Source organism: Leptospira semungkisensis (assembly GCF_004770055.1).
Lineage (GTDB): Bacteria > Spirochaetota > Leptospiria > Leptospirales > Leptospiraceae > Leptospira_B > Leptospira_B semungkisensis.
Genome location: NZ_RQEP01000012.1, coordinates 254741 through 275064, shown reverse-complemented (window position 1 = coordinate 275064; position 20324 = coordinate 254741). Strand labels below are relative to the sequence as shown.

At 42.4% G+C, this 20324-nt stretch carries 21 protein-coding genes; 9 read left to right on the top strand and 12 right to left on the bottom strand.

The features are described 5' to 3' along the window. Positions 1 to 211: 211 nt before the first annotated feature. From EHO59_RS10855 to EHO59_RS10840, 3 genes are all read left to right on the top strand, one after another. Positions 212 to 898 (top strand): Pr6Pr family membrane protein, encoded by a 687-nt coding sequence (locus EHO59_RS10855; protein WP_167882102.1) that lies wholly within the window; start codon positions 212 to 214, stop codon positions 896 to 898. A 477-nt stretch (positions 899 to 1375) separates the two neighbouring features. Next, the gene (locus EHO59_RS10845; RefSeq protein WP_135587853.1) at positions 1376 to 1765 is read left to right on the top strand and encodes a DUF4345 domain-containing protein; all 390 of its coding nucleotides are present in this window, start codon (positions 1376 to 1378) and stop codon (positions 1763 to 1765) included. Positions 1766 to 1817: 52 nt separating this feature from the next. Continuing rightward, positions 1818 to 2861: an alpha/beta fold hydrolase gene (locus EHO59_RS10840; RefSeq protein WP_135587852.1), complete on the top strand. Its 1044-nt coding sequence runs from the start codon at positions 1818 to 1820 to the stop codon at positions 2859 to 2861. Positions 2862 to 2870: 9 nt separating this feature from the next. On the opposite strand, the gene EHO59_RS10835 is transcribed toward EHO59_RS10840, so the two are convergent. Then, positions 2871 to 3485 carry a TetR/AcrR family transcriptional regulator gene (locus EHO59_RS10835; protein WP_210413062.1) on the bottom strand — a complete coding sequence of 205 codons (615 nt, stop codon included), beginning with the start codon at positions 3483 to 3485 and terminating at the stop codon, positions 2871 to 2873. On the opposite strand from EHO59_RS10835, the gene EHO59_RS10830 reads away from it, so the two are divergent. Both EHO59_RS10830 and EHO59_RS10825 read left to right on the top strand, forming a co-directional pair. Continuing rightward, entirely contained in the window at positions 3484 to 3978 is a 495-nt protein-coding gene (locus EHO59_RS10830; protein WP_135587850.1) for a tautomerase family protein, read from the top strand. The two genes, EHO59_RS10835 and EHO59_RS10830, sit on opposite strands and share 2 nt — an antisense overlap. Before the next feature lie 174 nt (positions 3979 to 4152). After that, on the top strand, positions 4153 to 4530 hold the full coding sequence (locus tag EHO59_RS10825; RefSeq protein ID WP_135587848.1) for a nuclear transport factor 2 family protein: 378 nt from the start codon (positions 4153 to 4155) through the stop codon (positions 4528 to 4530). Positions 4531 to 4537: 7 nt separating this feature from the next. On the opposite strand, the gene EHO59_RS10820 is transcribed toward EHO59_RS10825, so the two are convergent. From EHO59_RS10820 to EHO59_RS10810, 3 genes are read right to left on the bottom strand one after another with little or no spacing between them, the layout of a single operon-like run. Continuing rightward, a complete protein-coding gene (locus EHO59_RS10820) occupies positions 4538 to 4948 on the bottom strand; it encodes a hypothetical protein (protein ID WP_135587846.1) in 411 nt (136 codons plus the stop codon). A 24-nt stretch (positions 4949 to 4972) separates the two neighbouring features. Further along, entirely contained in the window at positions 4973 to 5464 is a 492-nt protein-coding gene (locus EHO59_RS10815; protein WP_135587844.1) for an SRPBCC family protein, read from the bottom strand. Positions 5465 to 5466: 2 nt separating this feature from the next. Then, positions 5467 to 5835, bottom strand: coding sequence for an ArsR/SmtB family transcription factor (locus EHO59_RS10810; protein WP_135587842.1), 369 nt, complete (start codon positions 5833 to 5835; stop codon positions 5467 to 5469). A gap of 217 nt (positions 5836 to 6052) precedes the next feature. On the opposite strand from EHO59_RS10810, the gene EHO59_RS10805 reads away from it, so the two are divergent. Genes EHO59_RS10805 through EHO59_RS10795 form a run of 3 tightly spaced genes read left to right on the top strand, consistent with a single transcriptional unit; the run spans position 6053 to position 8494 of the window. Then, positions 6053 to 6436 (top strand): VOC family protein, encoded by a 384-nt coding sequence (locus EHO59_RS10805; RefSeq protein ID WP_135587840.1) that lies wholly within the window; start codon positions 6053 to 6055, stop codon positions 6434 to 6436. 12 nt (positions 6437 to 6448) lie between these two features. Further along, on the top strand, positions 6449 to 7999 hold the full coding sequence (locus EHO59_RS10800; RefSeq protein ID WP_135587838.1) for an NAD(P)/FAD-dependent oxidoreductase: 1551 nt from the start codon (positions 6449 to 6451) through the stop codon (positions 7997 to 7999). Positions 8000 to 8014: 15 nt separating this feature from the next. Continuing rightward, positions 8015 to 8494 (top strand): DUF1801 domain-containing protein, encoded by a 480-nt coding sequence (locus EHO59_RS10795; protein WP_135587836.1) that lies wholly within the window; start codon positions 8015 to 8017, stop codon positions 8492 to 8494. A 60-nt stretch (positions 8495 to 8554) separates the two neighbouring features. Here EHO59_RS10795 and EHO59_RS10790 read toward each other — a convergent pair whose 3' ends face one another. The 8 genes from EHO59_RS10790 to EHO59_RS10755 all read right to left on the bottom strand — a co-directional run bounded on the left by EHO59_RS10790 (position 8555) and on the right by EHO59_RS10755 (position 18595). Further along, a complete protein-coding gene (locus EHO59_RS10790; protein WP_135587833.1) occupies positions 8555 to 9274 on the bottom strand; it encodes a hypothetical protein in 720 nt (239 codons plus the stop codon). 68 nt (positions 9275 to 9342) lie between these two features. Next, complete coding sequence (locus EHO59_RS10785) at positions 9343 to 10911, bottom strand: FMN-binding glutamate synthase family protein (protein ID WP_135587831.1); 1569 nt, start codon at positions 10909 to 10911, stop codon at positions 9343 to 9345. 94 nt (positions 10912 to 11005) lie between these two features. Continuing rightward, the gene (locus EHO59_RS10780; RefSeq protein ID WP_135587829.1) at positions 11006 to 11803 is read right to left on the bottom strand and encodes a UDP-2,3-diacylglucosamine diphosphatase; all 798 of its coding nucleotides are present in this window, start codon (positions 11801 to 11803) and stop codon (positions 11006 to 11008) included. A 230-nt stretch (positions 11804 to 12033) separates the two neighbouring features. Further along, the gene (locus EHO59_RS10775) at positions 12034 to 12429 is read right to left on the bottom strand and encodes a DoxX family protein (RefSeq protein WP_135587827.1); all 396 of its coding nucleotides are present in this window, start codon (positions 12427 to 12429) and stop codon (positions 12034 to 12036) included. A 61-nt stretch (positions 12430 to 12490) separates the two neighbouring features. Then, positions 12491 to 14425, bottom strand: a complete 1935-nt coding sequence (locus tag EHO59_RS10770) for an AMP-dependent synthetase/ligase (protein ID WP_135587825.1) — start codon at positions 14423 to 14425, stop codon at positions 12491 to 12493. Positions 14426 to 14524: 99 nt separating this feature from the next. Continuing rightward, a complete protein-coding gene (locus tag EHO59_RS10765) occupies positions 14525 to 16321 on the bottom strand; it encodes a sensor domain-containing diguanylate cyclase (RefSeq protein ID WP_135587822.1) in 1797 nt (598 codons plus the stop codon). Between the two features lie 134 nt (positions 16322 to 16455). Further along, entirely contained in the window at positions 16456 to 17907 is a 1452-nt protein-coding gene (locus EHO59_RS10760; protein ID WP_135587820.1) for a polysaccharide deacetylase family protein, read from the bottom strand. Positions 17908 to 18082: 175 nt separating this feature from the next. Next, a complete protein-coding gene (locus EHO59_RS10755; protein ID WP_135587818.1) occupies positions 18083 to 18595 on the bottom strand; it encodes an LB099 family protein in 513 nt (170 codons plus the stop codon). Positions 18596 to 19338: 743 nt separating this feature from the next. On the opposite strand from EHO59_RS10755, the gene EHO59_RS10750 reads away from it, so the two are divergent. Next, entirely contained in the window at positions 19339 to 20181 is an 843-nt protein-coding gene (locus tag EHO59_RS10750; RefSeq protein ID WP_135587816.1) for an SDR family oxidoreductase, read from the top strand. Positions 20182 to 20324 lie beyond the last annotated feature (143 nt).

The following is a 20324-nucleotide window of genomic DNA, read 5'->3' as shown; positions in this document are numbered from 1 at the left end:
GGTTGAATAATTGGGATTGATTTAGCCCGCGTCAACTATTAAACTATTTAGTTGAATAAAATTTTTTCTCTTTGCCGGTTCTGTTTACGGAGAAGGGGAGATTTGCCGGACCTTTTTTCCTTTCGACTTATATGGATCTATATGCGAATTGCTTGCACTTTGCCTAAAAGTATGTGCTTATAGTGCTTCTTTGTTCGGAATAGAGAAGAGAATGGAAACAAAAACTATTAATATCAACGCTAGTACAGCTCGCTTGTTCTTCGGTTTAAACGCTGCGTCTTGTTTATTTGGGATCGTGTTGGAACTTTGGTGGTCGTATCACCACGAGTCTCTTCTGCCTCCGAATGCCGGCTTTACGCGCACTTTCGGTCCGGGTTGGGATAGCTTCTTTAACCAATTTGTTTTTTTTACTACTCAATCCAATATTATCCTAGGGATTACGACGCTTCTTCTTGCTTTGCAAATAAAGAGAAATTCGGAGTGGTTCCATATTTGGAGATTGGTTGGACTGATTGATATTACGATTACTGCAATTGTATTTAACTTTGTATTGGCGACCGGACCGAGTAGGGGAGGCATCGCCGAGCTAGCGAGTACATTCGAGCATATGATCAATCCAATACTTGCGATCGTCGGGTGGTTTGTTTTCGGTCCTTCCGGATCAGTTACTATCCGAAGAATGATCATCGCCGCTATGATCCCTATTCTTTATGCAGGATTTACTTTAATACGCGGGGCGATCATGCAATGGTATCCCTATAATATTCTTGATGTTACGAATCTAGGTTATTCGGGAGTATCGATCTATATCGTTGCGATTTTTATCCTATTCCTTATAATTGCATTCGTCCTCTTTCTATTTGATCGATGGCTTGGATCAAAATGGATCCGGCATTGATCCTTATATTGCGATGTCGGATAATAGATCATAAAAGCATATTAGAATGACAACGAAGGAAAAGATCCTTTATCATCAGATTCATCCTTTGAAACTGATGGTTGATTTTTGTACAGGTTTCTTAACTACGTTTTTGGCGTGGGAACATAACCTTCTTTGGTTTTTAGTTCTATTCCTTATACCATCGATAATTGCTACCTTGGTGATTATTCAATTTGTCGATTTGGAACGAAGAAAGAATTCACCCTTCGGAAAGTACATAGAAAACTATATGGGTTCAAGTATGCAGATGATCCGAAGTTGTGGACAACTCATCATGTGGTTTTCCGCATGGTTTCATCTTCCGATTTTAATCATATTAGGGTTTATCGTTATCTTGGCAGGGTGGATGAACGGGCTCGTCATACAATGGTTTAGAAGAAAGCGCAATTAGGATTTACAATTGACAAACATCTGATTCGACTTCAAGATCGGCCGATGCAATCGAATCCAAGTATGTCCGTTAGCACTCGTATTGTGCAGATCTGTTTGTTCCTATTTGCGGCTATCGCTATCTTCGGTGGAACATTACAAATGTATTTAGGCGAACCAACAACGAGTCCTCGTTTGGATAACGTACATCGGTTTATGGCAGGAATTTACTTGTCCACAGGTCTGATCTGCTTTTGGGCTGCTTATACAGTAAGGATGCAAAAAACATTAGTGTATCTGATCGCGATTGCGGTTCTCTTAGCTGCGACGGGAAGGTTGATTTCTATTTCAATCGTTGGCCTTCCTGAGCCTGCGGGACTTTGGATCGGTTATCTTGTACCAGAGCTATTGGTTCCTCCTATCTTGATTATTTTTCAGCTTAGAAGAAGGGACTAGATATTTCAAGGCTTTGAGGTCTAAAACTGTTTAAAGTTCGATTGGAGATCTAATGTACGTATCGAATCGCTCGCAAAGTTTATTCGTTTTTCTATCCTTCCTCTTCTTTTCAATCATTCTCTCCCAATGTAAGACCTCCGAAAATTCTACCCAGAATACGGATCCGACGTCGAAGACTATATCTTCTTTAGAAAAAGTTGAAATAGGTGAAACCGGCCAATGGCTTTTAATGAGAGGTGCGGATATTCACAAACCTGTACTCCTCATTTTGCACGGTGGTCCCGGCGCTGCTTCGATCGGATTTGCTCGCCATTTCTATAAGGATTTGGAAAAGGATTTTGTAGTAGTGAACTGGGACCAAAGAGGTTCCGGAAAATCCTTCTCCTTTTTTCTGCCAGATCTGACTCCGGATATGTATGTATCGGACACTCACGAAGTAATAAACTTTCTAAAGAAGAGATTCGGTGTTCATAAAGTTTTTCTAATGGGGCATTCTTGGGGAGGCTATATTGGTGCTTTGTATGCGAGTCGTTATCCCGAGAATCTGTTTGCGTACATTGGGATCGGTCCAGTAATTCGAGGAGAAGAAAGCGCAAAGATCTCTTATGAATACGTTTTGGAACAAGCTAAGAAGGATCCAAAATTAGAGTCCCAGGCCAAGGATCTTAGCTTAGATTCTTATCTTCAGGATCGTCGGTATTGGTTGAATTCTTTCGGGATCGGATTATTTCACGGGGAACATAGTAAGGACGAATCTGCCTTTCTAAGAGGATTAATGTCCGATTCTCCCGATTATTCTTTGCTAGATATGATTACGTATTTGCCTGGGATTTGGAAATCGTCCTCTAGGATCCGACCATATTTCTTTCAAATGGATTTATTCCAGCAAGCGCCTGAAATCCGGACTCCAGTTTATTTTTTTACAGGTCGTCACGATTACTATAATCCACTCGAGATTTTAGAGCGATATACGAAAGCCCTGAAAGCGCCTAAAAAGAATATTACGATTTTTGAAACCTGCGCACATGCGCCTCATTTCGAGTTGCCCAAGGAATTCTCGGAAAAGATGACTGCTAAATTGCTTTCCGAAAAATAATTCGATGTCTTATTCCTTTTCGGATCTTAATTCGCGGATAGCAGACTTTAAGATCTCTCTGGAAAGTTTGGGATCATTCACGGCTCTCGCCATAGATAGGGCTCCGACCAATGTGGACAAGATTGCGATTGCCTTTTTTCTCGAAGCTTTCTCTTCTCCTTGGATCAGGCCTACGAGTAGATTCAGATAGGCTTCAACTTGTCGGGTGTATGCTGACCTCGCCCTTTCATTGCTTCGCAATACGTCCGCAGCAAGAGTAGTTACCGCACAACTATTTGCCAAGTCCTCGCAATGGAGTCGGCTGAGATATCCGTTTACTAAGGTGTCTAAACGCAAATCCTTGCTCTTGCCGGAGGCCTCTACAACCTTCTGGCTGCCGTCTGCCAAAGCTTTTTCTATAGCTTCGCTTATTAGTTCCTCTTTGGATGAGAAATGCCTGTAAAATCCTCCGTGGGTTAATCCAGCTTCTTTCATCAGCCCATCCACTCCGATTCCATTTACTCCGAGTTCGCGAAACCTGGCGGCGGCCACATGCACGATCCTGTCATGGCTCTCGGTTTTGTCCGCTTTTGAATAACCCATTAGAAAATCCCTCGTTTTGAACTTGACATGGGCTGTCCCCATGCTCAGTTTCTGGAAGATGACGATCGTCATCCACAATAAAAACTGGAGTAAGAATACTATGCCAATGATAGATGTTTACGCGCCAACTGATCTTTTCCCGGCAGGGGCAGATCGTCAACTCGGGGAAGAATTGACCTTGGCCATTCTTCGTGCGGAAGGAGTTGCGAATCCAGGTCCCTTCCATTTAGACAATACCGCCGCTTATATCCATAGAATGGCGGCTTCGACAGTTCAAACTGCTTCAACTGCTCTAGCGAGAACAGTCAGAGTGCAAGTAATTACTCCTCCAGGTGCTTTAAAGAGAGAAGGGCAAAAACAGCTGGTTAAGGAAGTAACTGAGATTGTCGCTAAGATATCGGGAGATCCAAGCCAAGCAGGAAGGACCTGGGTCATTCTTACCGAAGCTGCAGAAGGTGGATGGGGATTGTTCGGCACTGCGTTTGGTAAGGAAGAATTCATTGCACTTGCGGCAAAAGCCAAAGCAGCTCAGTGAGTCGATTCACCGGTAAAATTAATCCGTTGGAAATTTCTCGGACTTCTTAAATTTTAATTTTCTATCGGATCGATTCAGGCAAAGCTCTCTTCATCCGATTGATTGCGATATTTTGCGCGAGCAAAAAGATCGTGAGTGGAATTGGAATTTAAGAAGAGAGAATTCTAAGACATTATGCCAAGCCAGGAAACATTAGAACGATTCATCGAGATGGTAGAGCAGAACAAGCATGATACTGCGATAGAAGAATTTTATACGGAAACTTCTTCCATGCAAGAAAACCAATCTTCTCCCAGAGTAGGAAGAAAATTGCATTTTGAGAATGAGCGTAGAGTTTTAGCTCGAGCGAATTCCATTGTTTCCAAGTGTGTGCGTCCCGTATTCGTGAACGGAGACTATGTTGCGATCCGATGGATCTTTCATTTTGAATGGAAGGATGGAACGGTGACTCACATGGAAGAAATGGCTCACCAACGTTGGGAAGGAGAACGCATTGCGGAGGAGACTTTCTTTTACGATCCCGCGCAACGTGTTCCCGTGGCTAAGAAATAAAAATTAGTTACGCTACTTTTACTTTTTTTCTTTGCACTAGAATTCCGCCTGCCCAAGCGCAAGGGAGCGCTATTAGCACGATCAATATCGAATACCAAGCTGGCCCTTTATCTCTCATCATGATCGCCCCAGCTATACTGATCGCTAATCCTACATAGCCTAGGATCATTGCATGGAACATAGGACGGGAAGGCGCCAGTCTTGCGGCAATATAACTTCCTAATATTCCATAGACCACTCTATAGGAAGCGGCTAATACGAATAAAGAATCGGACATCATACTGCCGAACGGTGGATATATTCTGATTAAATGTAATACAGTATCCGTTCCAATAGAAAGGATCAGTATCAAAAAGAATCCGGCGAGTAGGGCGCCGGTACTTTTTAGAATTTGTGTGGATCGTTTGGTTTCGCTCATTTTTTATTTACCGCCTTCGACCTTTTACTTTGTCAATGTCTCCATTAAATCCTCTAAGCGATTATAGCTTATCGCTACTCCTCCCTCCATCGGGGATTTTAATACCATGTCTCTGGTTTCCTTTGAGTTGTAGAGAATCGTAACTATCAAAGTGGTTCTTTCATTCTTTTCTAAGAAGTGACTTTGTACTAAAGCTTCTCCCGGATACCAAGCCTCGTCGAATACTTCAGTGCAATGAATGAGTTCCGGGCGAGTGATCACCTTAAATTCTCCACCCATTCCCATCGTGATTCCGTCGGCAATCTGTTTCCAGACATATCTATATTTTCCGCCGATCTTTAGATTCACCTCGCAAACTTCCATGATCCAGCCGTCAGGACCGAGTAGCCATTTCTTTAGAAGCTCCGGTTTGGTATGACATTCGAATACAAGATCGCGGGGAGCATCGAAGTCCCGAGTCATTACGATCTCTCTTTCTCCTTGTGCCGTTACTTTTAATTTGCTTTTAGTTTCCATCCTTAGCTCCTTGGGCGCTTTGCACGTTTTGTCTTGGTTTGTTTAGAAAGTTTTAACTCATCCAATAGAGCATCTAATTGCTGGTATCTTCCTTCCCAGAATTTGCGATAGTTTTCCAACCACTCGTTTGCCTCTCCCAAAGGCTTTGCCTCGATTCGTCTTGGTCTTCTCTGTGCATCCGATCCTCGAGAAATGAGTCCGGCTTGCTCCAGGACTTTTAGATGTTTGGAGATGGCAGGCTGGCTCATCGAGAAGGGCTTTGCCAAATCCATTACAGTGGCGTCTCCTTTTGCTAGTCGGGCAAGGATTGCTCTCCTTGTGGGATCTGCCAGTGCAGCAAAGGTGGCATCTAATCTATCAGAAGTGCTCATTCTATAATTCATAAGTTATATAACTATATGGTTATGTAAAGTAAGAAAAAGTCAACCCATTTTCTTAAATAATAATCCATTTTTGCGAATTACCCACACCTCTTTCTACTCCCGAATAAGTGCTGACCAAAGATGGAACTATGGACTTTAATTCACTTGTCAGAGGGGAGTGCCGATAAAAAATCCAATTTAGCCGCTTAGATACGGCGTTTCCTATATGAAGATCAAACTCACTAGTATTTTTGTTCATGATCCGGCCCAAGCTTTCCAGTTTTATACCGAAAAATTGGGATTCATTAGTAGGCTTTATCTTCCTCAAGCTAGACTGGCTATTGTGGCTTCTCCTGAAGAACCGAATGGGACCGGACTATTGCTCGAGCCAAATGATAATCCTCTTGCGAAAACATATCAAGAAGGCTTGTTCAATGCAGGATATCCAGTAATCGTATTCTCTACGGAGGATATTCATAAGGAATTCGAGAGATTGAAACAACAAGGAGTAGTTTTCAGAAAGGAGCCTACTCAAGCAGATATCGGAATAGAAGCTGTCTTCGAGGATAGTTGTGGAAATTTGATCCAGCTCTATCAGCTCGTCCCATAATATTAGAAAAAAATGATACAAGAACTCGAATTGAGGCTCTTGCCGGAGATTGCGGAGCAACCCGATCAATTAAAGAATTATATCTCCAAGTCCAAAAAGATCCCGGCAGACGAGATCCGCTTTGTTGAAGTCGTACATCATTCCATCGATGCTAGACAAAGAACCGTCATTATTAATCTCAAAGTAAGAGTGTATCTGGGAGAAGATTATCAGGAGAAGGAGATCCAATTCCCGGATTTTCCGAACGTGCGAAATTCCGAAGAAGTTATCGTCATCGGCGCAGGCCCCGCCGGATTATTTGCCGCCTTGGAGTTAATCCAATTAGGATTAAAACCTATCGTAATCGAAAGAGGAAAGGACGTTAAGAACAGGCCCAAGGATCTCCAACAGATTAATGCACATCATATAGTGAACGAAGACTCCAACTATTGCTTCGGAGAAGGTGGGGCAGGAACTTATTCAGACGGCAAGCTCTATACAAGATCCAAGAAACGTGGCGATGTAAAACGTATACTGGAGCTTTTAGTCGGATTCGGGGCGAATAAGAATATCCTAATAGAGGCTCACCCTCATATTGGGACCAATAAATTGCCTGGGATCGTAAAAAACATCCGAGAGTCAATCCTTGCCTGCGGAGGAGAAGTCCATTTTAACCAAAGAGTCGAAGACCTTATATTAGAGGGAAATAATATACGAGGGGTTCTTACGAAGAATGGAGACCGTTTTCTTGCAAATAGAGTAATTCTTGCAACTGGGCATTCGGCTCGGGATATTTTCGAACTTCTTCATAAAAAGGGAATAGAGATCGATCTGAAACCTTTGGCCGTCGGAGTAAGAGTGGAACATCAGCAATCCTTAATAGACTCCATCCAGTATAGCTGCGAGACTCGAAATCCTTTTCTTCCTCCTTCTCCTTATAGTGTCGTGAAACAGATAAATGGCAGGGGAGTGTATTCGTTCTGCATGTGTCCTGGTGGAGTGATCGCTGCCTGCGCTACTAAACCGGGAGAAGTGGTGACTAACGGGTGGTCTTCTTCTCGTCGAGCAAGGCCGACAGCTAATTCCGGCATAGTTGTAGAATTAAGACCCGAAGATTTTCGGGCTTTTGCAAAGCACGGTCCTTTGGCCGCAATGGAATTTCAGAAATCAATAGAACAGAAAGCATGGATTGCCGCTGGCAAAAAACAGACTGCGCCGGCGCAACGACTTGTGGATTTTGTAGAGGGAAGAATCTCCTCAGACCTTCCTAAAACTTCTTATCCTCCTGGGATCGTTTCTGTGGATCTTGGATCTGTGTTACCGGATTTTATTCATAAGTCCCTGCAGGCAGGATTTAAAGAATTCAATAAATCTATGAAAGGATATCTTACGAATGAGGCAGTAGTGCATGCGCCTGAAACGCGTACATCTTCGCCGGTGAGTATTCCTCGGGATCCCAAGACATTGGAGCATGTAAGGATCAAAGGTTTGTTTCCTTGCGGAGAAGGAGCCGGATATGCGGGCGGGATCGTTTCCGCTGCCATGGATGGTATCAATTGCGCTCGAGCCTGCGTTCCGAAATGATCTTGAGAGTTGTTTATGAAAAAGAGCACAAACACATTCCAAAATTCTGATGTAGCCGAAGTATTTGCAAATTATCCAGATAAGATCAGAGAACGATTATTGTATCTGAGAGAGTTGATCTTTGATGTGGCGAAAGAAACAGAAGGAGTAGGAAGGATCGAAGAAGTCCTGAAATGGGGACAGCCCAGCTATGTGACTGAAGAATCAAAAAGCGGATCCACATTCAGAATAGACAAGATCAAGACTGAAGAGGACCAATATGCGATCTTCTTTCATTGCCAAACGGATCTGATCTCCAGATTCAGAAAAAATTTCCCCAAGCAGTTTTCCTTCGAAGGGAATCGAGCTATTATTTTTACTGAAGGCAACAAGATTCCTGAGAAAGAATTAAAGGAATGTATTGCTTCTGCTCTTACATATCACTCTGATAAGAAAAAGTCACAAGGATCGAAGAAGACTTCAAAGAAGAAGTCCGACAAGAAATATAGAAATTAAACTAAGATTTAATGCCTAAGTGCCTTCTGCATTAAGTCAGAGAAGGGATCTCTTCTCTTCTTAATCCTTATACCCTTTTTCTCTTCTGGCATCTTCCAATTTGCGGATGATCTCTTGCGCTTCTTGGATTTTTTCTCTTTCTTCTTCTGGGGTCATGAGCTTGGGCTGTGTCGGAAGAATGAGATTGTCCATTTGATTGTCATCATAAAAGAAGAAAATCCCATATAATGATAATCCTAGGATCAATCCTCCTATAATGCTTATATTCTTACTTGCTCTTATTCCGTAAAAAATGCTTAAGATAATGATATACGTCGCGTATATAAAGAAAATCAAATATAGTATAAAACCGAATACCCTGACGAAATCAAACAGTACCAGGAGACCCCAAACCGGTATTAGAAAGGAGATCTTCGAGGCCAATCCTAAGCAGAAATCCGGCTCGGAACGACCTGAGAAAAATTTACCGATACCAAAGAAGATTGCTCCTGTAACGATCAAATACAATGAGGTATACAAGAAAGCGTAGAATGTTCCGAGCAGTGTGCTTGGGAGCAATAATTGAAAAATGAATCTGTATAAGGATCCACCTAAAAAAACATATTCAAGTGCCAAGGCCTTAAAGGAGAGATGGGAGAATAGATAGCCTGCTAAAATAGGAAGTAAGGCCCAAATATAGATCTCTAAATAACCGCTATAGGTGGAAGGTTTTTCTAATTCTGATTTAGGAGAGCGAATGAGTCGCCAGGTATCTTGCAAATAGAGTTTTATAAATTTCATGGAGGGCGCACTCAGATTAAGATGCGCCTCCGTTCTGGCAAGCTATTCTCTTTTGTAGGAGCTCCTACTTATTTAGGAAGAGAGATATGATCCGTATAATCCATCATTGTTGTGAATTTAACTGGATCTCTATCATATTCTAAGACGTCAGACAAGGTCCTGAATCTATTGATCCCTGCTCCTATCTCTATGTCTAAGCCGGTAAATTGGAGTGGATGCTCATAGCCGCAAGCATGAGCGACCGAAAGTAATTCCTTTCTAAAACCCTTGATATAGTTTGCAGCTCTCTTTGCCTTGAGATCTACATCTAATCCAGCTTGAAGCCATTTACTTTGAGTAGCTACTCCTGCAGGGCAATGGCCAGTATGACATTTTTGAGCTTGGATACAGCCTATGGACATCATAGCTTCTCTTGCTACATGAATCAGATCGCAGCCCATTGCGAACGCTACTATAGTTCTATCAGGAAATCCTAATTTACCACTTCCGATCCAAACGATTCTCTCGGAGAGATTTGCAGATTGAAAGATTTTGTACACTCTTGCAAAGCCTACTTTAAACGGAAGGGATACGTGGTCCGTAAAGGTGAGGGGAGCCGCTCCCGTTCCTCCTTCTCCTCCATCTATGGTGATGAAATCGGGACCACTTCCGGTTTCTTTCATCCTACGCGCCAATTCCTCCCAGAATTTAGTTTCTCCTACAGCACTCTTGATCCCGATCGGAAGCCCCGAAGCTTCTGCTAATCTTTCTATGAAGTCTATGAGGCTGTTTACATCGTCGAACTCTGTATGCGCATTCGGAGAAATGCAATCTTCTCCTTCTTTGATACCTCGAATGGCAGCGATCTCTTTCGTTACCTTTGCTCCGGGTAAGATCCCTCCTTTGCCTGGCTTAGCACCTTGAGAGAGCTTGATCTCTATGGCTCTTACGTTCGGGTTCTCACTTAAACGTTTTCTAAAGCTGTCCATTGAGAATTTTCCTTTCTCATCTCTGGCTCCGAAATAACCGGTGCCCAATTGCCACATAACGTCAGCACCAAAGCCGTGATAAGGTGATAAGCCTCCTTCTCCCGTATTTTGATAACATCTAGCAAGCATAGCTCCTTTGTTCAGAGAGGAGACTGCTCTTTCTCCCAAAGAGCCATAGGACATTGCAGAGATATTCACAACGGAAGCGGGCCTGTATAATTTTTTCCTTTTATGAAATTCACCCATGACTTTCAGAGAAGGGATCATCGAAGAATCTCCTTCTACATACTTGGCCTTGCTATCTGCAAAAGGAAAAGCGGAATGTTTAATAATAGGATAGCCTGCATCGTACAATAATTCGGTAGTTCCAAAGCCGAAATTATTATTTTGCATTTTGGCAGTAGCGTAGACCCAAGACCTTTCCGCGCGATTGAAAGGCATTTCTTCCTTATCATTCGCAACCCAGTACTGCCTTAATTCAGGACCTATCTTTTCGAATAGATATCTGATATGTCCTACGATAGGAAAGTTATGTTTGATCGTATGCTTTTTCTGAAAGATATCGTGAATGAAAACGCCGACTAAAAAAACAAAAACGAGAGCAGACCAGAATAGCCATGCATGTTCGTCTATAAGTTCCAACAGTTCAAGAATTTGATCTTCTGACATGCGCCGAAGTATAGCCCGTTGGCAAGAAATTGCAAATTAGTTTTTATTTTCGGAATATAAAGAGGCTCGGAAGGATAAAATGAACAACAAGAGATCAGAGTTTTAAGACGAATTCTTTCTTAAATTCTTTTCTCGCTATCATACGGATCCCTGAAAATTTCTTTTCGTCTTGGATCACGAAACTGTTACTTTTTACCCAGTCTCCGGTATTGATAATATTGATCTTAGGGATACAAAGGAAATCATGAGTATGCCCCGATATCAAAACCTTTTTGCCCTGATGAGTTAACCGAGAAAGTTTTTGGTAGTAATGTAAAGTTTCTTCGATTGTACTAGGGTCTTGTCGATTTAGATGCTTATGATAGAAGTTCTCGGAGAATTTGAATAAGGCCGGAAAGATAGAAGCGAATATATGCAACAGCCTAAGCACTAAGATCGAGCCCATCCAAGTAAACTTATTGTACTGGCCTTGGTGACCATGGATTGCGATCAAAATTTCGTTTTCTGCCTTCTCGCAGATAATCCAATCTCTTTCTCTAAGATAATTTTCCACCTTAGGCGAGAGCCTCATCAGATAGGATGTTGTATCGTGATTTCCCACGATATAATATTTCTTTCCACCACCGGAAGCGAGCTTGTCCAAGCGATCGAATAGCTTATTGAATCTCTTCTTTCCTTTTACCCTTTGGAGTCTGCGGTCCGCGCTGAAGAACCAATTCTCTATGATATCTCCGACCAAGTAGAGATTATTGAATTTGATCTCTTTCTTTCCTAAGTGATCCAATAGCTGGAAGAGTTCTTTATGTTTATGGGATTTTATCTTCTTATTTAGAAGATAGTGGATGTCCGAAATGAAAAAGGCCTCGTAAATTCTTCCTCTTCGAAATTTCATCTAGTTGAATTGCACCTTAATTCCATAAGACGCGAATCTGCGCGTTTGTCAACGGATTCGAGACTCGATTCCGTTACGGAAAAATTCCGAAGATGAAAAAACGATTACAATTTTTTCGGAAGAAGGATCGCTAAAATACTTGGATTTGAACTCTGATCCTATGAGAGCCTAGATTGGCCTTGGATTTTCTATCCAAGGCTCTAGTCTCTTGCGATTTCAAATCTGGTTGATCAGGTTGGAGGTTTGCTTCGATCCCATTCTAGATTTAGGATCGCGATGCAGCAGAGGAGGACAGTAACTGCGAGAGTAAACAATAGGCCTCCATCATTATCTACTACGATACCTAAGAATGCGATATGAGAGAAGACGGCGCCTACCATCAGTCCAAAGCCGCCTACCGCTCCTAAAAATCTAGAGATCGGAAAGAGAAGCAATCCTGCGACAATGAATTCGATTGTGCCTGTTCCGATCCTTCCCCAAGGTTCTATTCCTAAGGTAGAGAAGATCTTTACCGACTCGCTGGCTCCGGAGAATTTGAAGAATAATGTTTGTAAGAGAACCAAAGCCGAAAAAAGAGATAGTATCGTAGATAACCGACTCTTCATGGTTTGAGTTAAAACCGGCATGCAAGACTCCTTTTTGTTAGGTTCGGATCTCTTCCGAAATTGTTACATTTGGTCCCGGAAATTATTTATATAATTCTTCGATCTGTATCTTGTACTTATCCGCGACTACATTCCTTCTTACCTTCATCGTCATCGTGAGCTCGTCTCCGGGCTCGAACTTTTTAGGAAGAAGATAAAAATTAGAGACCTTTTCAAAATTTTTGAAACCGTTTTTTGAAGAGATTTTATCTTTAATTTCCTTTTTGAAAAGCTCTCTAACATCAGGATCCGAATTCGGGTCGGCGATCTCTTGTAGTAACTTCGACTTCCAATTCCTAAGCTGTTTATCTAACGCATCCCAATCCGGGACTAAAAGTGCACCGAGCATTTTCTGATCGTGGCCCACGACCATCGCTTGCAGGATCAACTCGCTTTGAGTTAGAGCGAACTCGATAGGTTCAGGTTCCAAGTTTTCCCCGCCCAAAAGAACGATTGTATCCTTGGCGCGACCAGCATATTTCAGTTCTCCCTGAGCGGTCCAAAGAAGAAGGTCCCCTGAATTCAGCCAACCGTCCTTAATGGTCTCGGCGGTTTTCTCAGGATCCAAATAATATCCCTGCATGATATGATCGCCCTTATGCCAGGCGACTCCTTTGATCCCGGGTTCGTGGATCTCTTCTCCTTTTTCATTTAGGATCTTGATTTCTACTCCAGGAATACACTTGCCTAGAGTTCCCACGCTGATCTTATTCAATCTTCTTCTGGTGGAAGCTCCGCTCGTTTCCGTCATTCCATATCCTTCTAAAATAGGAACTCTTATGGAGTTAAAGAAGCGATCCACGTACTCGGGAAGAGCACCTGCGCCGGAGATAGCGAATTTGATCCTTCCCCCTAAGCTGTTCCGTATTTTAGAAAAAAGCAATTGAGCAAATAGATTAGGCACGAAGAAGAGGAGCATCCCTAAAAATGCCGTTCCTCGATTCCAAACTTCCGAAAAGAATGAGTTCGCCTCTAAAGAAAATTCCAAACCAAGAAACCGACTCTTGTATCCATAATAAGAGGCTGCAATCGATTCGAAGGTTTTGAATAGAAATCTACTGAGAGGAGAGGCGTCCCTCAATTTATCCTGCACCTTATTATAGAAACTTTCCCAAACCCTTGGCACGGAAAGAAGGAAGGTTGGCTTGATATCTTGTAGGTCCTGAGCGAGGCTCGAGATAGAAGTAAACGCTTCCGATGCTCCCGCTCGAACGCAAGCAGTCTCAATCAATCTTTCCGCTATATGCCAAGGAGGCAAGTAGGCCATGGTCCGATCCGCAGGAGTTACCCTTACGTCATCCAAAGCCAAAGACATGTTCACGTTGAATATTATATTTTTATGATTGAGCATGACTCCTTTCGGTCTTCCAGTCGTTCCGGACGTATAGACGATCGTAGCCAGATCGGATTCTCGGATAGATTCTCCTCTGGAATGAAATTCCAGCTCACCTTTTTCTTGGATCCAATCATTTCCGAGAGAGATCAGATCGTCCAGCGTCAGTATCTTCCAAGGAGATCGTTGATCGATATGAGAAGAAGGCTCAAATAATATTACGGTTTTTAAATGTGGAAAATAACCTGGAGAGGAGCTTAACTTTCTTGCAACTTCCGAATTCCCTGCGAAGCAAATTTTCGCTTCGGAATGATTCAGAATATAAGTAAGATCTTCAAGTGTAGAGTCGGTCCCTCTGGGTACGTCCACATTTCCTATATTGGTGATCCCCATGCTCGCCCAGATCCAACGATGTCCCGAGTCGGCAATCAACCCTATATTCTCACCCTTCTTGACTCCCAGAGAGATAAGACCTAGACCGATCCGAACAACTAGTTCGTTCATGTCTTTGAAAGACAAAGCCTTATATGTTTTACCGTCAGGTTTGTAGTATTGAGCCGGATGATCTTTGTATGCTTCTGCGGAAGCTTTTAGCATCCAGTAAAGAGTCTGTGAATTTAGAAAAGGCAGTTGAAGAGGTTCCATGCGGGGACCGATTTTAATCCCAATAGAGCCTAGGGTCGAGGAAAAATTAAAATTTTATGATGTAGGGAAGCCCTTTCTCGAACGATCGTTTCGCAAAACTCAATGACGAATATGATTTCTACCAAATGCCTTCGCATCGTAAAGATTCTTATCCGCTAATCCCAGTAATTCTTGGTACGAGTGGATATCTCTGTCCGTATTTGTAGAAACTCCGATAGAAACTGTGACTCGAGTGAAGGTGCTTTTAGAATGAGGGATGCCCATATCTTCTACTGTTTGTAGCATATTCAATGCGACTACGATCGCACCTTCTACAGGAGTATCAGGAAGGATTACGCCGAATTCTTCCCCGCCATAACGAGCTATCATGTCGGAAGATCGATTTAGACATTCTTTCAGTGACTGAGCCACCTGTTCTAAAACATGATCTCCCTTTAAATGTCCATAGGTATCGTTGTACGCCTTGAAAAAATCCACGTCTATCATCAGGAGAGAAAGAGGTCTTTCGGTTCTCACGGAACGGTTCCATTCTCTTTCTAATTCTTGGTCAAAGAATCTTCGATTCGCAACTCCGGTTAATGGATCCAGAAGAGAGAGTTCGAATAGCTTATCAGCTTTCTCTTTGTATTCCTCTTTTTCTTTTTGGAATGTATTGATCCTATCTACGAGACCGAGAGAGAGTAGGATCACATTACTCAAAATGCCGATCTTCAATGTGCTCGATGCGATCTCATCCGAATCGTAAAATCCAAGTTTGTTCAGAGAGTAGATAACTGTACCGATCAAACTCAGAACCCAAGCGCTTAAAAAGATCGTGGCCTTTCTATCTTTTTGGGCGCTTTGCAGAAGAGAAATTGCGATCAAAAGAATGATCTCTAAGATCGGAAGGATCGCACTTGTAGGAAAAAGATAATGACCCGGCAAGAATGGGGAGATCACGAGTAATATTCCCCAAATATAACTAAATGCTCGGACTAATTTGTGAAGATTCGGATGAGAATTCTTGGTCTGTAGATATTCCTCTGCGAAGAGTCCCAAGAATACCATGGCTAGACAAGTTGCCGATAGAAAAGAAGCATTTATGAATTTCGGAGAATTCGGAAGAAGGAACCAGAATCCGTAACCTGAAGTCATGACTGTGAAATAGGTCACCGAAAATATTAAGATTACATAATATATGTATGTCTTTTCTCTAATTCCCAAAAATAAAAAGAAATTATAAAAGATCATTACACCCAAGGCACCGAAATAGATCCCGTTGAGCATAAGAGCCATTCGAGAAGAAGATTCCAAATAACTCTTTGTAACCAGATTGAGTGGAAGAGCTAAAGAACCTTCCGATTTGGCTCTTAGGAAAATATCGATTTTGCCTTTGTCTTCTAAGGGGAGTGGAAATACAAAGAAACGATCTGCTACCGGTCTTTCCTTGAAAGGCAACATGTCCCCGGTATGGAATTCTCCCTCACGCCCTTTTGCGTCCTTCCAAAATAGATCTACATAATCAATATGAGGATATTCTAAAATAAGAAATCGTTCCGAAGAAAGAGGCTCCTCCACTTCGATGGAAACCTTGAGCCAATACGGAGAGGAATCGTAACCGAAACTCGGAATTCGATCCGAATGCCTTTTGAAATCCGCATCGAATTCTCCGTTAGAGATTCCTTCCCAAGTAGCCGAGCCGGTGCTATCCTTAAAGTAGGAGATTTCGCTCTTTAACTGGATCTTTTCAGAAGAATGAGAGTCCAGTCGGATTACAGGGCTCAGCTCCGCCGTCTCTTGGGCGAGCAGAAGATTTGAAAAAAGCAGGAGTCCTAAATAAAGGCTCCAAACAGGTCTAAGGCGGGGAAGGTTCCTAAAAAACCCGAGATGCTTTGATCTCCCATAATCTTTTGGCATACCGAAAATTTTCTTACCCACGGGTAGATGTCAAAAACTTTAGCGAGCCGCTTTTGTTTTTGAGTCATCTCTCCTAGATAGTATATCGTATGCCTAAAGTATTAAGACTGGCGTCGATCCGAGGATAGGCGAGATCAATCCGGATCGTGCTTGAATTCCCGTCGATTCACGAATAGGAATTGGGTCTCACTTCTGAGCTTTCCTGCAGAGGTCTTACCTAAGACTACCATGGCAGGGTAGCTAGTCGTTTTCTTAAATTCAGGAATTCTAATAATGTATTCCGTATCCGATTTCCTCTGGGCGATCGCTTCTTTGCCGCTTATCTTCACTGCAACGGAGCTAGGCTCCAAACCTTCTATAGTCGCCGAAAATGTTTCTCCAGGTTTTACCCAAGAACCGTCTAGAATTCCCAAACGGATCTTAGTGGGAGGACTTGCGCTTAAGATGGAGTTGAATCTAGACTGGGATTGTCCCCATGGAATTAGGGAACGATGTACAGTGTAAGCATAAGTGCCTGGAACGTTCTTACCAGGATTTACCGTGAAAGCCATTCTGTAACCGGCAGCCTTTGCTTCTTCGATGACTCTTACGTCAAAAAGACCGAAAGGGTAGGCCAGATCCTGTACTTTTCTTCCTGTCTTCGCTTCTAGAGTAGCTTTGGAATCTCTCAACTGTTGTCGGATCTCTGCTCTTTTCATCGCTGGCAATTTAGGATGATACACAGTATGGGAACCGAGATCCAAGACACCGCTGTCTAACGCCTCTTTCAACTGAGCCCAGCTCAAGTAGAATTTATATCTTGGATTCGAGATCACAGTAGGATAGATAAATACGGAGGCTCTAAATCCATATTTTTTGAGAAGAGGCACAAGCACATTTCTATGCGTTAGGGAACCATCATCAAAAGTTAATAGGATTGCTTTCGCAGGAAAATCGCTTCCTGCCTTTCCTTGGATGTATTGGTAGAATTGATCCAAGCTCAAAGTTTGATAACCGAGTGCTTTCAGATACTTGAATTGTTCTTCGAGTAGACTAGGATCCAAGTTATAACCGCCCATCGGGTTCCCGTTATCCGACAAATGGTGGTAACAAAGTACAGGGATTCCCTTACCGTGACCGTCTACACTCCCTTGCTTTTTAACATCATACTCTGTCTTAGGCGGAAGTCCGGAAACTCCTGGGACTGCATTATCATATTTCTTTGGAGTCTCTTCTTTCTTCTCTGTTTCCTTGTCTTTTTTGGAAGAAGTTAGGGACTTGGATTTTTTCCTACGTTGCACGCGCTTCGATTTAGAAGAAGGTTCCGTATGAGAAGCAATTTGATCTTCCTTCTCTTTTTTAACCTTGGTTTCGGATTTGGGAGTCGTAGTTTCTTTGGAAGAAGGCGACTTCTCCGCCTTTTTTTCTTCCTGAGAAGAAGGTGCAGTAGAAGGAGAGGTGGAAGTTGCTTCTTGGTTTCGGTTTTGTTTGGAGGTTTTTTCCGACTTTGGTGCCGGACTCATGAAGTCCTGGACGGGACCGGCGCTCAGTCCGAAGGCGAGTAAAAGGATCGAAAAAAGAGAAAGGCGAGTGATTCGTTCAAGCATTTTGGATATAAATTTCCAAAATTACAAGCGCTTGCAACTACGCAACTGTTTCGCAAGGATTAGAAAAGCCATAAATAGAAAAAGGCCCTAACTTCACCAGGAAGAAGAGCCTTTTAAAGTCCTAAGGGACCGGGAAATGAAGATCGGACTCGTATTTATCCGGATACGAGAGAGATTATTTTTTCCCTTTTTCTTTGATTAAACGTTTGAGCACCGATTCCGAATGAGCGCTTAGCTTGATGACAGTTGCCTTGCTCGGTTTCTTTTTCTCCAATTCCAGTAAGGTCGTTGCAAAACGAAACTTTCTGCGAATATGATTTACTGCTGGAATGGAAGTTTTGAAGATTCTTGCAAGCTCGTGATCGGCGTTTCCCTCTTGGTTCAGGTCGTAGAACTTGGAAAGCTTAGAGTCATCCCAAACGATTTTCTCATCCGACTTATAGTAGTTATGGTATTCCAATCTGCGGCTGTTTCTTTCGTAAGAACCCTTATTTCTTTTTTCTCGCCAAAAAGGATGCCGATTTCTTGCGTATTTTATGTCATCTATTGAATAACCGGATTTATTTAACCATTCTGTGGTAATACTGGACTTCTTTGGCCCTTCTAGTTTTGATTTTATGGAAAATTCTATGTACTGCTCTGGTGATTTCGCAGAGAGAAGTTTCTTTTTTTCCTTTTCGTAATCCATATCCTTGCCTTGCGATTTTTGATCCCACCTTGAGGTGAAATTTTCTTTGTAAGTCGGAGGATAGTGTTCCTTACCTGGACCAATACCGAAACTCTTTTTCAAATTGCGGTAGGAAAAAACAAAAGTACTCTCCGACAAACGGGTCAAATGCGGATCAAAAGAGCAAGCCTCCTTTAAAGTATACTAAGTTCATCTCTATCTCTTGCCTTCACTATCTCTCTGTCCCTCGAAGGACTACATTGAGTCGTTATCATGACCTCCTTATTTTGCAGAAATATCATATAATAGAAAGATTGTGTACGAATGATTATTATTAATCGAAGTATGAAACATTTACTATAATCTGTCGTTGTTCCGACGAATAATAACGTTGCTGTTTCGGATCTCCTGGCTCTGGTTATTAGACATTGAACTCGTTTCAAGGACGGGAATTCTACTCGTCAAGAAATTGAAAAAAGAAGGAAACTTAGTTTAACAAGCTTGGTCACACATCTCAAGTCCATTTTTATCTTTGTGCATAAAGATTGTGAGATAAGCGAAATCGCAGACTCTTCTTATAAGTAACGGAAAGCCCTAGAAACGGGTCTTATTCATGGTTCTAAGGATGCAAAATCTTTCCGTTACGCATCTCTAGGCTTACTCTCATCAGTCTAAGAAAGCAAACTTTAAGATCGCGCTCTTGAATCATCGCGCGAAAGAATAAATTAAGGAACTTGTAACTAGATCAGGTTAGGAGAAAGAAATTGAAGCGAGCAGTCATTACAGGCGGAACAGAAGGAATCGGTAAGGCCACAGTCCAAGGACTCGCAGAAAGAGGATGGGCTATTACTTTAGTAGCTAGAAATCGAGAGAAGGCTGAAAGCACAGTGAGAGAAATTTCTTCTAAGACAGGGAACACAAACCTAGAATACGTTATCGGAGATCTAAGCTCTCTCTCGGAAGTGAAACGACTTGGTGCGGAACTGAGTGAAAAGTATTCTTCCATAGATTGTCTGATCAATAATGCTGGAGTCATGTCTCCGGAAAGAAAAGAGACCAAAGATGGACATGAGTTGAACTTCGGTGTAAATCATCTATCTCATGTTCTTCTTACAAGAATGCTTTTAGCAAATATCAAAAAGTCTCCTCAAGGAAGGATTGTCATCGTTAGTTCTAAGTTGCATAGGAATGCGAAACCGGATCTAAGCGATCTGGAACAAACTTCCAAGTACGACTGGATGAAAGCCTATTCAGATTCTAAGCTGTTCAACGTATACTTTACTCAGGATCTGTCGGAGTTACTACAAGGCACTTCTGTCACCGCCAACGCGTTGCATCCGGGAGTCGTGAATACCGAGCTAGCTCGGGATCTGAAGGGCCCGATCGCTTTGGTTTTTGGAGTGATCAAGAACCTGGTCTTCATTAGCCCTAAGAAAGGTGCTCAGACTTCTATTTATTTGGCGGACGCTCCTGGTCTGGAAAAGACGAGCGGGCATTATTTCGAGGATAGGAAACAGGTTCGACTGAAAGGTCTCGCCTTAGATTCAGATCTGAGAGCTAAGATCCGGGAGAAGACGGATCATATCCTAAAACCGTTTTTGAATTAGGATTGGATCATATCGAGGCTCGATCGGCTGTAAAAGAAGATCGGGCCTTTTTTATTTGTAGTATCTTCTACACCCCTCACTTCCGATAATCAGCATTATGTCGCATTATATTAATTTGCTTAGAATCGCCGAATCCTTGGCTT

Excerpts from the sequence above, each read along its gene's own strand:
- EHO59_RS10770 (WP_135587825.1), bottom strand. The coding sequence starts at position 14,425 with ATGGAACCTCTTCAACTGCCTTTTCTAAATTCACAGACTCTTTACTGG.
- EHO59_RS10775 (WP_135587827.1), bottom strand. The coding sequence starts at position 12,429 with ATGCCGGTTTTAACTCAAACCATGAAGAGTCGGTTATCTACGATACTA.
- EHO59_RS10820 (WP_135587846.1), bottom strand. The coding sequence starts at position 4,948 with ATGAGCGAAACCAAACGATCCACACAAATTCTAAAAAGTACCGGCGCC.
- EHO59_RS10805 (WP_135587840.1), top strand. The coding sequence starts at position 6,053 with ATGAAGATCAAACTCACTAGTATTTTTGTTCATGATCCGGCCCAAGCT.
- EHO59_RS10830 (WP_135587850.1), top strand. The coding sequence starts at position 3,484 with ATGCTCAGTTTCTGGAAGATGACGATCGTCATCCACAATAAAAACTGG.
- EHO59_RS10765 (WP_135587822.1), bottom strand. The coding sequence starts at position 16,321 with ATGCCAAAAGATTATGGGAGATCAAAGCATCTCGGGTTTTTTAGGAAC.
- EHO59_RS10845 (WP_135587853.1), top strand. The coding sequence starts at position 1,376 with ATGCAATCGAATCCAAGTATGTCCGTTAGCACTCGTATTGTGCAGATC.
- EHO59_RS10855 (WP_167882102.1), top strand. The coding sequence starts at position 212 with ATGGAAACAAAAACTATTAATATCAACGCTAGTACAGCTCGCTTGTTC.
- EHO59_RS10800 (WP_135587838.1), top strand. The coding sequence starts at position 6,449 with ATGATACAAGAACTCGAATTGAGGCTCTTGCCGGAGATTGCGGAGCAA.
- EHO59_RS10810 (WP_135587842.1), bottom strand. The coding sequence starts at position 5,835 with ATGAGCACTTCTGATAGATTAGATGCCACCTTTGCTGCACTGGCAGAT.
- EHO59_RS10825 (WP_135587848.1), top strand. The coding sequence starts at position 4,153 with ATGCCAAGCCAGGAAACATTAGAACGATTCATCGAGATGGTAGAGCAG.
- EHO59_RS10790 (WP_135587833.1), bottom strand. The coding sequence starts at position 9,274 with ATGAAATTTATAAAACTCTATTTGCAAGATACCTGGCGACTCATTCGC.
- EHO59_RS10840 (WP_135587852.1), top strand. The coding sequence starts at position 1,818 with ATGTACGTATCGAATCGCTCGCAAAGTTTATTCGTTTTTCTATCCTTC.
- EHO59_RS10795 (WP_135587836.1), top strand. The coding sequence starts at position 8,015 with ATGAAAAAGAGCACAAACACATTCCAAAATTCTGATGTAGCCGAAGTA.
- EHO59_RS10815 (WP_135587844.1), bottom strand. The coding sequence starts at position 5,464 with ATGGAAACTAAAAGCAAATTAAAAGTAACGGCACAAGGAGAAAGAGAG.
- EHO59_RS10755 (WP_135587818.1), bottom strand. The coding sequence starts at position 18,595 with ATGGATTACGAAAAGGAAAAAAAGAAACTTCTCTCTGCGAAATCACCA.
- EHO59_RS10835 (WP_210413062.1), bottom strand. The coding sequence starts at position 3,485 with ATGGGGACAGCCCATGTCAAGTTCAAAACGAGGGATTTTCTAATGGGT.
- EHO59_RS10780 (WP_135587829.1), bottom strand. The coding sequence starts at position 11,803 with ATGAAATTTCGAAGAGGAAGAATTTACGAGGCCTTTTTCATTTCGGAC.
- EHO59_RS10785 (WP_135587831.1), bottom strand. The coding sequence starts at position 10,911 with ATGTCAGAAGATCAAATTCTTGAACTGTTGGAACTTATAGACGAACAT.
- EHO59_RS10760 (WP_135587820.1), bottom strand. The coding sequence starts at position 17,907 with ATGCTTGAACGAATCACTCGCCTTTCTCTTTTTTCGATCCTTTTACTC.